The sequence below is a fragment of the Acetobacterium bakii genome (assembly GCF_001263355.1).
GTDB classification, from domain to species: Bacteria; Bacillota; Clostridia; order Eubacteriales; family Eubacteriaceae; genus Acetobacterium; species Acetobacterium bakii.
On record NZ_LGYO01000012.1, the window covers coordinates 11,668 to 26,131 of the forward strand.

The following is a 14,464-nucleotide window of genomic DNA, read 5'->3' on the forward strand; positions in this document are numbered from 1 at the left end:
AGTGGAGAAATTGTTTCGTGTAAGCTGGCAGCGAAGCTCACGATAGTTTCGCAAACATCTAAAAAGCTTAAAGAAAAAGGAGAAAAAGAAAATGAAAAACAAAAAATGGATGGCGATTCTTGGTCTGTTACTGGTATTTACAATGGGATTGACCGGATGTCAATCCGCTCCCGCAGAACCACAAACCGTTAAAGTTGCAACCCTGGCCGGCCCAACCGGAATGGGTATGGCGGAAATGATTGTCGGCGGCGTGGATCTTGGCAAAAACATTACCACTGAATTCACCGTGGCTGGAGCTCCGGATCAAATCACCGCCGGGGTAATCAGCGGGGAATATCAAATCGCAGCAGTTCCCACCAATTTGGCTGCTGTGCTTTTTAACAAAACCGAAGGCAAAGTTATTTTAGGCGCTGTTAATACTCTGGGTGTTGTGAATATTGTTGCCGATGATGCCGAAGGCATTAAAAGCATCGCCGATTTAAAAGGAAAAACCATGATTGCCAGCGGCCAGGGTTCAACACCGGAATTCGTGCTGAACTATCTGCTGCAAAAAAATGGACTAACACCCGGTGTGGATGTTACCATTAATTATGTGGCGGAACATAGCGAAGCCGCAACCCTATTAGTATCTGGCGGGGCAACCATTGCCATGATTCCGGAACCCTTTGTAACCACCGTTACTTCTAAAAAACCAAACCTTAAGGTCGCTGTTGATTTGACCGCAGCATGGGAAGAAGCAAACAATGGCTCCAAACTCCAGATGGGCTGTTTGGTAATCAACAAAGAATGGGCCGATGCCAACCCAAAATTGGTTGAAAGCTTTATGACCGCCTATGAAAAATCCGTTAAAAATGTGAATGACAATCCTGTGGAAGGTGCTAAAAACATTGTGACTGCCGGGATTATGGCAGATGCGGCACTGGCTGAAAAAGCCATTCCAAATTCCAACATAGTATTTATTCCCGCCCAGGATGCCCAGGCAGACCTGGAAGAATACTATACAATTTTAGCAGGCTTTGAACCAAAAGCCATTGGAGGAAAAGTTCCCGGTGAAGATTTCTACAGCTTTGGAAAATAACCAAAATAAATGGCCTAAAAAAATAATCACAAAAGTAGGGATCACCCTTTTCTGGGTGCTCCTTTGGGCCTTGGCAGCCCGGTGGGTAAACAGCCCACTGGTGCTGCCATCCCCACTTAAAACCCTGGAAGGCGTTTTTACCCTTGCAGGGGATTTTGAGTTTTTTGTGAGTATTGCCGCCACCCTGCTGCGTGTCTTCGGCGGTGTTTTTATTTCTGTTCTGTTAGGACTGGTCCTTGGTTTGGCAGGAGGGCTTAACGAGCTTTTCTACGAGATTATGAACCCCTTTGTGACTACCATTAAGTCACTGCCGGTGGTTTCGGTTATCATTCTTATTAATTTGTGGATTGCCTCGGGATTGGTTCCCCTGGTAGTCACCTTTCTCATTTGTTTTCCGGTGACCTGGACCAATGTGGTTCAGGGAGTACGTTCCACCGACAACAGGCTTTTGGAAATGGCGAAAGTATACAATGTGACAATGACCCAAAAAATCCGTGATATTTATATTCCCTCGGTCAAACCTTTTGCGGTATCAGCTATTATGAACGCCATTGGTCTGGGCTGGAAGGTCACGGTTACCGCTGAAGTTCTAGCCAATGCATTGCCATCCATGGGAATGAATCTGTACTATTCAAAAATTTATCTGGAAACCGATTTGCTTTTTTCATGGACCCTGATCATTGTGGTATGCAGTTTCATCATCGAAAAGGCAACCCTGCATTTTATTAAGCGAACGAAAAGAGGGGGGACCGACCAATGTCAATTACCATAAAAAATCTAAGTAAGTCCTATGGGGACCAGGTGATTTATGAAAATTTCAATCTTGTTCTTGAAAAAAATAAAATTACCGGCATATTAGGCCCCTCCGGTTCGGGAAAATCAACTCTCCTGAACCTGTGCTGCGGCTTGACAAACCCTGATAAAGGAACCATTGAAGGCGTGAACTTTCAATCCATTTCCTATATTTTTCAGGAGCCACGGCTGTTGCCCTGGCGAACGGTACGAGAAAACCTCCGCTTTGTGATGAAACAAAAAGCCATTAAAAAACCGGGACTCGATGAAGACCGCATCAATGGCATGCTGCAGCTGGTGGGCCTGGAAACCGTCGGAGAATTTTACCCCCAGGAGCTTAGCGGCGGCATGCGGCAACGGGTGTCCATTGCCCGGGCCTTCCTGTACCCCTCGGAACTGCTACTGATGGATGAGCCCTTCAGCAGCCTGGATTGCGCCCTGAAAAACAAGCTGATGGATGATTTTTTGGAAATCTGGAAAAACGATCAACGCACCGTGGTGTTTGTGAGCCATAACCGGGATGAAATCGAGCGGCTTTCCCAGGTCATCCTGACCTTTTCCGACAAACCCGTAAAAATCCTCGACCGCGAAGAAAACCTGATTGATCGTCCCAGGATGGTCTGCCCGATCGACCCGGATTAAACGAAAAGCAGCAAGACTCTACGTTTGCGGCTTGGCCTCTGACGACAATCATTTATCATTGTGTGCGCCAAGATCGGACAGGCTGTCGCCTGTTCGCCATGAGGCACACAATTTGATAAACGATTGTCCACAGAGACCAAGCCTACCTTAAGTTAAATCCTGTAAAGGCTTACCTAGTGCAAAAATAATTTTCATGTGTTAAACTGGTACTATAAAGTAAGAACGGAGGAAACATGGAAATTAAATTAATCGCATTGGACATGGATGGCACCACCCTTGGGGCGGACCATAAATCCATCTCCAAAAGAACTGAAAAAGCGTTGAAAGATGCTATCGCCAAAGGAATTCACATCGTTCCCTCAACCGGCAGGATTTTCGCCCAGCTGCCCGAATCCGTGATTGGCATCCCCGGGGTTAACTACGCAGTAACCTCCAACGGAGCAGCCGTCATGAATTTAAAAACAGGGGAAGTCATCAGCAATAATTACATCGGATCCGGGAGCATTAATAAAATTATGCACAAAATCACCCGTCGGCAGATATTTTGTGAGATTTATTATAAAGGTCACTCTTATGCCGAACACCGGTATTTTAAAAGTCTTATCCCAACAAAAACCTTCCCCCAGGGATTAATCGATATGATTAAAAGTGTCTCCATTCCAGTGGATAATATTTTGGAATTCACCCTGGCCCATGCGGCGGAAATTGAAAAAATCAATATTCCCTTATTGAGCGATCAAAACCATCGGAATCTCTGGCAGACCTTTTCCCAGATTAAAGGTGTCACCTTAACCAGTGCCATTGCCAATAACATCGAAGTGAACCACCGCTCCGCCAACAAAGGCGAAGGATTAAAGCAGATTTGCCGAATCCTGAACCTCGAAGCCAAAAACGTCATGGCCATCGGCGACAGCGACAACGATCTGCGAATGCTGCAATTTGCCGGTTTTGGGGTAGCCATGGGCAATGCCTCGGATGATGTCAAAGCAATCACCAACAAAGTCACCCTTTCCTATAAAGAAGACGGCGTGGCCCACGCCATCGAGAAATACGTATTAGCATAAAAACAGTATAAAAGAATAACTCAGCATAAGAGCGAAACGGATAGAACCATTAACCCCACAACGGGTTGGTGGTTCTATTCTCGTTGATAACGGTTGCCTGAATTCCAATGACGATTATTTATCATTGTGTGCGCCAGGATCGGACAGGCGCTGCCTGTTCGCCATGAGGCACACAATTTGATAAAATAATCGTCCTCGGAATTTCACAGATGTATGAATTTTTAATCCCTTGTAAAACAGAATTTCCCATGCTAGTATAAGAATAAGGAATTCCAAACTACAAAAACGACACTGACAGCAAGGACACCAACCCCTGCAATAAATAAAAAAGGAGAAACAAATGAATAAAAAAGCAATTATCTCAGACCGGGCTCCGGCAGCAGTGGGACCCTATTCCCATGCCTATCTGGCCGGTGAAACCCTGTATACTTCCGGACAATTGGGATTGGATCCCGAAACTGGTGAGCTGGCAGCGGGCATTGCGGCGCAGACGAAAAAAGGTCTTGAAAATATGTCCGCAGTGTTAGAAAGTGCCGGCATGACCAGGGCGAACATTGTTAAAACAACCATTTTTTTGGCGGATATAGGTGATTTTGCAATAGTTAACGGGATTTATGCGGATTACTTTAAAGAACTCAGCGAATATCCCGCCCGTTCCTGTGTCCAGGTGGCAGCCCTGCCCAAAGCAGCACTATTTGAAATCGAAGCCATTGCAGTTAAATAATGGGCCGTTTCCGATAAATAGAAATGAGGAAAGCGATGAATAAGAAGTTAGAGGCATACATAACCCTGGTAGACTTTTTAGCCGATTTTATGGGTGAAAATACCGAGGTTGTTCTTCATGATTTGACAGATTGGCATCATTCGGTGATTGCCATCCGTAACGGACACATCAGCGGCCGGAAAGTTGGGGCACCCATCACCGAAGTCTCCTTAAAAATACTTCGCAGTGAGATCCATAAAAAAGCCCCATATATGGAAAACAAAAAGAAAACATCAAAAAAAGGGGTCGCTATGCACTCCGCTACCTGGTTTATCAAAGATGACCATGAATTCCTGCTGGGAATGCTCTGTATCAATTCCGATTGTCACGAACTTATTGTTGCCAGAGATATTTTGAATAAAATGATTAGAATCCCCGAAATTCAGGATCAGAGCAAAGCAGTGCTGCCGGAAACGGTAAATCTGGATGCAAAAGCGCTGGTGGATGATCATGTCAGCCATATTTTAAGCGAATCCGGACAGAATATTTTCAATCTGAATAAGGATGAAAAGGTCGAATTAGTGGGTAAACTCCAAGCTTTAGGCACCTTTTCAGTAAAGGGTACCATTTGGTATCTTGCCGATACCATGGGCGTATCCCTGCCAACCGTGTACCGTTACATTACCCTTGCAAAAAAAGAAAAATAACAGAGGCGTAAAAGAGCAGGCCGATTTTAGAATTACCATTGTAGAAGGATAGCTTGAGCCTAAGACGATTAACGTTACACTTAATAAAATTAAATTAACATATTCGCATTTAATCGTTTACTTTTTGTGAAAATGGTGTTATATTAACATTAACAATTCTCATTTTCACAATAATTTCCAAAAAGACTCCGGGCAATGCCTGGGGTCTTTCCCTTTTTTGGAAAAAAAGAGTCTTAAGTGATGCTTGGGTAACCATTTTGCGGTGTGATGGAATTTACAAATCTGTGAAAATAGCATATAATACATAAAGAATGAAATTTATGGGATCTGTTAAATTTTCAATTGAGAATTATGGACATTATATAGAGAAGATGAGGTACAATATGACCTGCCAGTTATCAAAAGAGAACTTGCCCGAGCATATTGCCATTATTATGGATGGCAATGGGCGTTGGGCAAAAGAAAAAAATCGGCCCAGGTTGTTTGGGCACAACGCCGGAATGAAAACCCTGAGAAAGATTGTAAAAGCGTCTTCGGATGCGGGAATTAAAATACTCACCGTGTATGCTTTTTCCACCGAAAACTGGAAGCGAAGCCAGGAAGAAGTCGATGGGTTGATGAACATTGCCGTGGAATACTTTAAAAAAGAAGTTGGAGAATTGCATAAAAACAATGTTAAAATCCAGGTTATTGGGGATATCGCCGGTTTGTACCCCAAGGTTCAGGATGCGGCCAGAAAAGCCATGGAAACAACCAAAGACAATACCGGCCTGATTTTTAACGTTGCCTTGAACTATGGTGGACGGAATGACATTGTATATGCCGTAAAGGCCTTAATGGAAAAAGGTGTTTTACCCGAGGAAGTTACTGAAGAACGATTAAACGCTGAGCTATATACAAAGGGGTTACCCGATCCGGATTTGCTTATTCGAACGAGCGGAGAAAGTCGGCTGAGCAATTTTATGCTATGGCAAACCGCTTATACCGAATTCTTTGTTATCGATACTTATTGGCCGGATTTTGATCAGGAAGCTTATTACCACCTCATCGAAGCGTATCAGCAAAGGCATCGGCGATTTGGCACAGCTTAAGAAAGGCAAAGGAGAATACCATGAGCAAACGCGTATGGACAGCAATTTTCGGGGTTCCATTGCTTGTTTTTATATTATACCAGGGCGGATTCTTTCTGGTGATCGGAGTGAGTTTTCTGATATTTGGAGGAACAGTTGAATACACCACCGCCATCAACCGATCCCTCAATCCCAAGATAAACCTGCTTTTTATGCTGTTTTTAGCAGCGATCATAACCGTCAGCATAAAACTGGACTATTATTTTCTAATGCCGGTGTTGTTGGTTGTTTTTATTGCAATATTTTGTATTGAAATATTATCCGGAAATGTGGGTATACAAAGAGGGAGTGCCATGCTTTTCGGACTGATCTATGTCCCGGTGATGTTTGGCTATCTCTTTCTTTTTGAGAATCTTCAGAATGGCGTTTATTATCTGTGGATGATTTTTGTAATTGCCTTTTCCACTGATACCGCCGCTTATTATGTGGGGAGATCCATGGGACAAACCCATTTTGCCCCTAAGATCAGCCCTAAAAAAACCATTGCCGGCGCGGTTGGCGGCATCATCGCATCATCCCTGTGCATCATTATTTACGGAGCAATCCTGGGCAGGTTTTTCGGTTTTGTGCTACCCTGGTACATGTATCTGATTTTAGGTATTGTTGCCAGTATCGCCGGTCAATGCGGGGATCTAACTGCATCGATGATCAAAAGACGGGTTAGAATAAAGGATTTTGGACGTGTTTTACCCGGCCACGGAGGGATTCTGGATCGCTTTGACAGCATCCTGTTTATCATCCCTCTCATTTATATCTTTGCCAGCTTTACTGCCGGCATCGCATAGGAGAAGTTTTGAACATATATACAATACTCATTACACTGTTAATTTTAAGCGTTCTGGTTGTGGTTCATGAATGGGGACATTTTATGGCCGCCCGAAAAACCGGCGTCTTTGTGGAAGAATTTGCCATCGGCATGGGCCCGAAGCTTTTTAAACATCAGGGGAAAGAAACCCTTTTTACCATCAGAGCCATTCCCATCGGCGGTTTTTGTAAAATGCGGGGAGAAGAACCCAAGCAGGACGAAGACGGCAACCTGATTCCGTCGGATCCTCTGGCAGTTCCTGAAGAGGGCAGCTTTGAATCCAAAACAAAAGGGCAGAAGCTGCTGATTTTGGTGGCCGGATCGGCTATGAATATTATTTTTGCCTGGGTTTGCCTATTGATTATTTCATTGTCCCTGGGCCAGATGAATTTTTTTGAAGCCATTGGCAATGCCTTTCTGAATACCTGGCGGTTTGCCGGACTGATTTTTCAATCCTTTGTGATGCTGTTTACCGGTCAGATCGGATTTGATAACCTGGCCGGTCCGATTGGGATGGTATCCATGGTCGGCTCCTTTATCAATGAAGGGTTTATCGTGTTATTGGCCTTTACCGCCATGCTCAGCGTCAACCTCGGGATTATTAATATGTTCCCTCTGCCGGCTCTGGATGGCGGACGGGTATTTATCATCCTGATCGAAATCATCACCCGCCGAAAATTCAGTCCTGAAGTGGAAATGAAAATAAACTATTTCGGGTTTATCGCATTAATCGCCCTGGCGCTCATCATTGCCATTAACGATATCATGCGCTTAGCAGCCTAGGAGGTTCTATGTTACCAAAGCGAAAAAATTCAAAGGTTGTTCATATTGGAAATATCGCCATTGGCGGCGATAATCCCATTGCCATACAGTCCATGACCAACACCGATACCAGAGATGTGGCAGCCACTGTGGCCCAGATTAAAGCCCTTGAAAGCGCCGGTTGCGAGATCATTCGGGTGGCGGTGCCCGACGAAACCGCAGCCCAGGCCATTGCCGGGATTAAAAAAAATATCGCCATCCCCTTGGTGGCGGATATTCATTTCGATTACCGGCTGGCCCTCACCGCCATGGAAAATGGGGTCGATAAGCTGCGGATTAATCCCGGCAATATCGGTTCCGCCATCGGCGTCCGGGAAATTGTGGCGATGGCCCGGGAACGGGGTATTCCCATTCGCATTGGCGTTAATGCCGGCTCAATGGAAAAAGAAATATTAGCCCGGGATAACGGCCAGGCCACCCCCCAGGGAATGGTTGACTCCGCTAAAAAACACATCCACCTCTTGGAGGATGCCGGTTTTGACAATATCGTGGTCTCCATGAAGGCCTCGGATGTGCGCCTGACCATTGAATCCTATGAACTGTTTGCCCGGGAATATGATTATCCCCTGCATCTGGGCATCACCGAAGCCGGTATTTTAAGGACCTCAGCGGTGAAATCAGCCATGGGCATCGGTTACCTGTTGCTCAGTGGCTTAGGCGATACCCTCAGGGTGTCGATTACCGGAGATCCGCTGGAAGAAATTGACGTCGCCCTGGATATTCTAAAAACCATCGGCCTGTACCGGGGTAAAAAAAAGATGGTGGAAATCATTTCCTGTCCCACCTGCGGCCGCACCGAAATTGATCTCATCGGTATTGCCGAAGAGATCAACCGAAAGCTGCGCCACGTTGAAAAAAATATTACCGTTGCGGTAATGGGCTGCATTGTCAATGGCCCCGGCGAAGGCAGAGCCGCAGACATTGGCATTGCCGGTGGAAAAAATAAGGCCGTATTATTTAAAAAAGGTGAAATTATCCGCAGTTTGCAAGAGGATGAAATCATTACCGTATTATTGGCAGAAATAGAAAAAATGTGAGGCGAGACTTTTGAGTATTATATCCCGACGTCAAGAGCGTTATCAAAAAATTATCGATGAATATCGTTTAGTAACGGACAGCATAAAAATCAATTCCGCCCAGGGGGAATTGATTTTTAAGTTTTCATGCCCTAAAAAAGAAACCAATGCAGAAATCATAGAAGCCGAACTGGGCCAGATTTTCGACTACATGGAAGCATTGAAAATCGAGGTGGCACCGCAAATTTATGAAAGCGGCGAAGCCCTGCTTGAGGTTGACGGTCCCGGCGTCACCGAGCTTTTAAGTGCCATTAACCCGCGGGTAACCAGCATTCTGCTGATCAACACCCTAATGGCCGAAGGCGATACCTTTTATGTCCGCGGCCGTTCCACCGGAACTCTGGACGGCGAGGCCATTGAGATTTTTAAAAATCGTTTTACCCGGTTGATCTTTGAACACTATGGGTTGAAATCCAATCTGGTGGTTCGTTTTTCCGATGACGAAGCTGTCACTGAAAAAGGCGAACAGGATCTGCAAAAACGGCTGGCCGCCATCAAGCCGGTGGAAGCCAAGAGCGATCCCAAAAAGAGCCTGCCCAAAGCCGAAAAGCCCGGGGATGTGGTGATGGGCAAGAAAATCACCAAACCCCTGATCCCGCTGAGTGAAGTTGATTTCAGCGACAACGGCCAATCCGAAGGCGGCACCTTTGCCTTTAAGGGAACCGCCTTTGGGGTGAACACCCGGGCCCTGAAAAACAATAAAACCCTGCTGACCTTTAATATCACCGACAACAGCGGCAGTATTGCCTGTAAAATATTCACGGACAAAGAAGAAGTGGTAGCCGCCATCAAAGACGGTGGCTGGTACCTTATCGAAGGCAAAATCAACTACGATGAATATTCCCGGGAAATCCAATTAAGCCCCCGAAACATTAACCTGTCACGGGAAACCATCCGCACCGATGACGCCCCGGAAAAACGGGTGGAACTCCATATCCACAGTCAGTTCAGCGCCATGGATGCGGTCAGCAAGGTTGAAAAGATCATGAAACAGGCCTCGGATTTTGGCCACGATACCATCGGCATCACCGACCATGGGGTACTCCAGGCCTATCCGGAAATGATGGAACAGGGAAAACGCCGCAACATTAAAATTCTCTACGGCGTCGAAGGCTACCTGGTCGAAGATCAGCTCAATATGGTGTTCGGAACACAGGATGAAGGCTTTTGCGGGGACTATATCTTTTTCGATTTAGAAACCACCGGCCTGATCCCCGGTAATCACAAGATCATTGAAATTGCCGCGGTTAAAATCAAAAACAAACAGGTCATTGACAGTTTCACCAAACTGGTGAATCCCCATTGCGATATTCCACCCTTTATTACCAATCTTACCGGCATCACCAACCAGATGGTCGAAGAAGGCGTCGAAGAGGCGGATGCTCTGCAGGAATTTCTGGCGTTTGCCGGAGATGCGATTTTAGTGGCCCACAATGCGCCCTTTGATATGAGCTTTCTTAAAAAAGCCCTGGCCGACCATGATATCCAGCAGGATCACACCGCCGTGGATACCCTGGCCATGGCCAGATGTTTACTGACCCAGATCAACAAGCATAATCTGAAAAAACTCTGCAGCTTTTTTAAAATCGACATGGGCAACCACCATCGCGCCCTTGACGATGCCATGGCTTCGGCCAAGGTTTTTGTGAAGCTGCTGGATCTGGCCGAGAAAAAAGGCTGTACTTCGATTCAGACCTTAAACACGCTGTCCACCAGAGAGCGCAGCATCCGCATCAATAACACCAATCACATCATTATCTATGCCAAAAATCAGGCGGGCATCAAAGATCTGTACCGCCTGGTGTCCGAGTCCCATTTAAATTATTTCTATAAAAAACCCCGTATTCCTAAGTCTTTACTGGCCGAAAGCCGCAAAAACCTCCTGATTGGCTCCGCCTGTGAAGCGGGGGAATTGTTCACCGCTATGGTTAACAACAAGTCCCATGCGGAACTGCTGCAGATCGCACGATTCTACGATTATCTGGAAATCCAGCCGCTGGGAAACAACCAATACCTGATTGACAAGAACAGCCTGCCTGACCAGGAGGCTCTCATCGATATCAACAAGCGCATCATTGAACTGGGCAAAAGCCTGAACAAGCTGGTGGTGGCCACCGGGGATGTCCACTTTGTCAATAAAGAGGATGCCCTTTATCGCGAAATTCTATTTTCCGGCCAGGGTTACAAGGATGCGAAAAAGCAGCCCCCGCTGTATTACCGCACCACCCAGGAAATGCTCGATGAATTTTATTATCTGGATGACGCCACCGCCAGGGCAGTGGTGATTGAAAACCCCAGAAAAATTGCCGATATGATGGATCCCGTGCTGCCCATTCCCGACGGCACCTTCCCGCCGATTATTGAAGGCTCCGATGACGAAATCAGGGAAATGGTCCAGGAAAAGGCCAACGAACTGTTTGGTGAAAACCTCCCGGAGATCGTCACTAAACGGATCAAAAAAGAATTGGATTCGATCATCGGCAACGGCTATTCGGTGCTGTACCTGATCGCCCAGAAACTCGTGCACCATTCCATGGAAGACGGCTATCTGGTCGGCTCCCGGGGGTCCGTCGGCTCCTCCTTTGTGGCCACCCTCTGCGGCATCACCGAGGTCAATCCGCTGGCACCCCATTACCGCTGCCCCCAGTGTAAGTACTCGGAATTTTTCGACAGTAACGAAGTCGGGGTCGGGCCGGATTTAAAGGATGCCCTATGCCCCCATTGCGGCACGCCCCTGGCCAAAGACGGTTTTGACATTCCCTTCGAAACCTTTCTGGGCTTTGAAGGCGATAAAGAACCGGATATTGACCTGAACTTTTCCGGCGATAATCAGGCTGAGGCCCATCGCTACACCGAGGTTCTGTTCGGCAAGGGCAAGGTGTTCCGGGCCGGCACCATTTCCACCATCGCCGACAAAACCGCCTACGGTTTTGTCAAGAATTATTACGATGAAAATGATATCAAGGTCCCCAAAGCTGAACTGGACCGGGTCATCAGCTGCTGCACCGGCGTCAAGAAAACCACCGGCCAGCATCCCGGCGGCATCATGGTGGTGCCGACCTATAAGGATATTTATGATTTCTGTCCGGTTCAGCATCCCGCGGATGATACCGAAAGCGACACCATCACCACCCATTTCGCTTACGAATCCATCAGTGGACGAATGCTGAAACTGGATATTCTGGGCCATGATGATCCCACCATGCTCAAGATGCTCAAAGACTTCACCGGTATTGACTCCGTCGGCATCCCCCTGGATGATGAAAAAACGATGAGCCTGTTTACCTCCACTAAGGCCCTGGATCTGCAGTGCAACGATTTTGAATCGCCGCTGGGGGTGTGCGGGATTCCCGAATTCGGCACCAGCTTTGTCCGGGAAATGCTTCTGGATACCAAACCCACCGCCTTTTCCGACCTGATTCGAATTTCTGGTCTGTCCCATGGCACCGATGTGTGGCTCAATAATGCCCAGGATCTGATCCGGGATAAAAAAGCCACCATCAAGGAGGCCATCTGTACCCGTGATGATATTATGCTCTACCTCATTTATGCCGGCCTGGAAGCCAAAACTGCCTTTACCATCATGGAAGCCGTCCGTAAGGGCAAGGGACTTAAGCCCGAATGGGAAGAAGCCATGAAAGCGAACAAGGTCCCGGGCTGGTACATCGATTCCTGTAAAAAAATCAAGTACATGTTCCCCAAGGCCCACGCCGCCGCCTACGTAACGATGGCCTTTCGAATTGCCTGGTATAAGGTTTATTACCCATTGGCCTACTACGCCACCTACTTCACCGTCCGGGCCAGCGAGTTTGACGCCCAGCTGATCAGCCAGGGCAAAGATCACGTCGTGGCGATGATGAACCATATCCGGGACATCGGCAACAATAAAGCCTCCAACAAGGAAAAATCCCTGTTGACCGTGCTCGAGATTGCCCACGAAATGATGTGCCGGGGCTACACCTTCAAAAATGTGGATGTCTATGAATCCCACCACACCAATTTTCGGATTGTCGGGGATTCCCTGCTGCCGCCGATGAACGCCCTCGAAGGCATCGGCGACAAAGCCGCCCAGCGGATTTTCGAAGAAGCCCAGCTGCGCCCCTACATGTCCCGGGAAGATTTGCAGGTCCGCACCAAAATCAGCAAATCCGTCATCGAAACCCTGGAAAAACAAGGCTGCCTCAACCAGCTCCCCGCCTCCAACCAAATCACCTTTTTCTAATTCACCGGAATGGTCGATCGAAAATAGCCTCAATAAAAAACGTTTGAGTGATATGCATAAAGCACATATCACCCAAACGTTTTTTTATCCCGGAGGGGCGGGTATTACCCGCCCGCAATGTCAAGGCAATATCCAGCGCATGTTTCAAACAAATATAAATTAATTTTTAAAATATTTTTTTTAGATTGAGTTAATTTATATGCATAGAGGGGTACAAAATGTAATTATAAGGGGGTGAGCATTAAATGGAAAATAATACGGCACGCAAGCAAGTAACTTTAAAAGAGGATCAGTATACATTAATTGAAAATGACCATAATCTCATGATCGAGGAAAAATACCGATATTTTTTTGAAAATGCGGTTGAAGCAATGACAATTATACAATGCGGACATGTGAGATTATGCAATAAAATGACAGAATACTTGACCGGGTACTCTCAAAAAGAAATCATGGGCGCAGTGTTTACCACATTTGTTCATCCGGAACATAAAGAAATGGTTGTCAGAAACTATATTAAACGGCTCATTGGCGAACCCATAGAATCAACTTACAGCTTCAAGTTATTGAGAAAAGACAACACCGAGCGTTGGGTTGAGATAAAATCAATACGAATTATATGGGAAGGGGAACCCGCAGCCTTTGTTTTCATCAACGATATAACCGAGCAAAAGAAAGCGGCAGAGAAAATTTTATACCTGAGTTACGTTGACGCCCTGACAGGATTGCCAAATCGAAAATATTTTGAAGAGGAATTAAACAGGATCAACGCAACGGGAAATTTACCAATCACCGTTATTATGGCAGATATCAATGGCTTAAAGATGATCAATGACGGGTTTGGTTACAAAATAGGGGATGAGATCCTAATAACAGTTGCTGAAATTATTAAAAACACCGCGCGATCAGGTGATATTGTCGCCCGGATAAGCGGGAACCGATTTACTGTTATAATGAAAAAAACCAATGCCATTGTTGCAGAAGTGCTGGTGAAGCACATGAAGAAAGCCATCAAAGACACTCAAATGAAAGACATTAATTTATCGGTTTCCTTTGGATGGGCTACAAAAAAAAATCCCAATGAAAAACTAAAGACAATCCTTGATTATGCCGATAATATGATCACGGGAAATGAAAACAACAAACATTAAAATAAAACGTTTGAATTATTCGTCGTCAGTGCTAATAGTTCAAACTTTTTTTAAACCCCATTATGAACCGGTACAAGCGTATTGTTTTAAAATAAACATAAGTTTAATTCCGGGGTTGCGGGCGATTGATAATCGCCCGCAACGTTAAGGTTATAAGCCGCATTTTCAAAAATACCAAACAAACCGGAAACCGCAAAGAAAAAAATTTAAGAAAACTGTTTTTAATGACAACACCGTGATATAATCGAAAATAATGATTAATGAGTACGATG

At 45.9% G+C, this 14,464-nt stretch carries 13 protein-coding genes; all 13 read left to right on the plus strand.

Translation table 11 applies throughout. The annotated features are described in order from the left end of the window. A partial coding sequence (locus tag AKG39_RS20450) for a hypothetical protein (RefSeq protein ID WP_242852562.1) occupies positions 1–192 on the plus strand: 192 nt, incomplete at its 5' end. Further along, on the plus strand, positions 143–1,078 hold the full coding sequence (locus AKG39_RS05920) for an ABC transporter substrate-binding protein (protein ID WP_242852565.1): 936 nt from the start codon (positions 143–145) through the stop codon (positions 1,076–1,078). The genes AKG39_RS20450 and AKG39_RS05920, both read left to right, overlap by 50 nt. Beyond that, entirely contained in the window at positions 1,050–1,850 is an 801-nt protein-coding gene (locus AKG39_RS05925; RefSeq protein WP_050739457.1) for an ABC transporter permease, read from the plus strand. Before AKG39_RS05920 ends, AKG39_RS05925 begins: the two co-directional genes overlap by 29 nt. Further along, on the plus strand, positions 1,835–2,512 hold the full coding sequence (locus tag AKG39_RS05930; RefSeq protein WP_050739458.1) for an ABC transporter ATP-binding protein: 678 nt from the start codon (positions 1,835–1,837) through the stop codon (positions 2,510–2,512). Before AKG39_RS05925 ends, AKG39_RS05930 begins: the two co-directional genes overlap by 16 nt. A 233-nt stretch (positions 2,513–2,745) precedes the next feature. Continuing rightward, a complete protein-coding gene (locus AKG39_RS05935) occupies positions 2,746–3,576 on the plus strand; it encodes a Cof-type HAD-IIB family hydrolase (RefSeq protein ID WP_050739459.1) in 831 nt (276 codons plus the stop codon). A gap of 340 nt (positions 3,577–3,916) precedes the next feature. Beyond that, entirely contained in the window at positions 3,917–4,300 is a 384-nt protein-coding gene (locus tag AKG39_RS05940; RefSeq protein ID WP_050739460.1) for a RidA family protein, read from the plus strand. Positions 4,301–4,335: 35 nt separating this feature from the next. Further along, positions 4,336–4,986, plus strand: coding sequence for a helix-turn-helix transcriptional regulator (locus AKG39_RS05945; RefSeq protein ID WP_050739461.1), 651 nt, complete (start codon positions 4,336–4,338; stop codon positions 4,984–4,986). Between the two features lie 383 nt (positions 4,987–5,369). Then, positions 5,370–6,077: an isoprenyl transferase gene (locus tag AKG39_RS05950; protein ID WP_083439444.1), complete on the plus strand. Its 708-nt coding sequence runs from the start codon at positions 5,370–5,372 to the stop codon at positions 6,075–6,077. Positions 6,078–6,097: 20 nt separating this feature from the next. Further along, positions 6,098–6,901, plus strand: coding sequence for a phosphatidate cytidylyltransferase (locus AKG39_RS05955; protein ID WP_083439445.1), 804 nt, complete (start codon positions 6,098–6,100; stop codon positions 6,899–6,901). A gap of 8 nt (positions 6,902–6,909) precedes the next feature. Next, positions 6,910–7,704, plus strand: coding sequence for a M50 family metallopeptidase (locus tag AKG39_RS05960; RefSeq protein WP_050739463.1), 795 nt, complete (start codon positions 6,910–6,912; stop codon positions 7,702–7,704). A gap of 8 nt (positions 7,705–7,712) precedes the next feature. Continuing rightward, the gene (ispG, locus tag AKG39_RS05965; RefSeq protein WP_050739464.1) at positions 7,713–8,780 is read left to right on the plus strand and encodes a flavodoxin-dependent (E)-4-hydroxy-3-methylbut-2-enyl-diphosphate synthase; all 1,068 of its coding nucleotides are present in this window, start codon (positions 7,713–7,715) and stop codon (positions 8,778–8,780) included. 10 nt (positions 8,781–8,790) lie between these two features. Continuing rightward, on the plus strand, positions 8,791–13,041 hold the full coding sequence (locus AKG39_RS05970) for a PolC-type DNA polymerase III (protein ID WP_050739465.1): 4,251 nt from the start codon (positions 8,791–8,793) through the stop codon (positions 13,039–13,041). Between the two features lie 245 nt (positions 13,042–13,286). After that, on the plus strand, positions 13,287–14,192 hold the full coding sequence (locus AKG39_RS05975) for a sensor domain-containing diguanylate cyclase (protein ID WP_050739466.1): 906 nt from the start codon (positions 13,287–13,289) through the stop codon (positions 14,190–14,192). The last annotated feature ends 272 nt before the right edge of the window (positions 14,193–14,464 follow it).

Excerpts from the sequence above, each read along its gene's own strand:
- AKG39_RS05920 (WP_242852565.1), top strand. The coding sequence starts at position 143 with ATGGGATTGACCGGATGTCAATCCGCTCCCGCAGAACCACAAACCGTT.
- AKG39_RS05930 (WP_050739458.1), top strand. The coding sequence starts at position 1,835 with ATGTCAATTACCATAAAAAATCTAAGTAAGTCCTATGGGGACCAGGTG.
- AKG39_RS05935 (WP_050739459.1), top strand. The coding sequence starts at position 2,746 with ATGGAAATTAAATTAATCGCATTGGACATGGATGGCACCACCCTTGGG.
- AKG39_RS05940 (WP_050739460.1), top strand. The coding sequence starts at position 3,917 with ATGAATAAAAAAGCAATTATCTCAGACCGGGCTCCGGCAGCAGTGGGA.
- AKG39_RS05945 (WP_050739461.1), top strand. The coding sequence starts at position 4,336 with ATGAATAAGAAGTTAGAGGCATACATAACCCTGGTAGACTTTTTAGCC.
- AKG39_RS05950 (WP_083439444.1), top strand. The coding sequence starts at position 5,370 with ATGACCTGCCAGTTATCAAAAGAGAACTTGCCCGAGCATATTGCCATT.
- AKG39_RS05955 (WP_083439445.1), top strand. The coding sequence starts at position 6,098 with ATGAGCAAACGCGTATGGACAGCAATTTTCGGGGTTCCATTGCTTGTT.
- ispG (WP_050739464.1), top strand. The coding sequence starts at position 7,713 with ATGTTACCAAAGCGAAAAAATTCAAAGGTTGTTCATATTGGAAATATC.
- AKG39_RS05975 (WP_050739466.1), top strand. The coding sequence starts at position 13,287 with ATGGAAAATAATACGGCACGCAAGCAAGTAACTTTAAAAGAGGATCAG.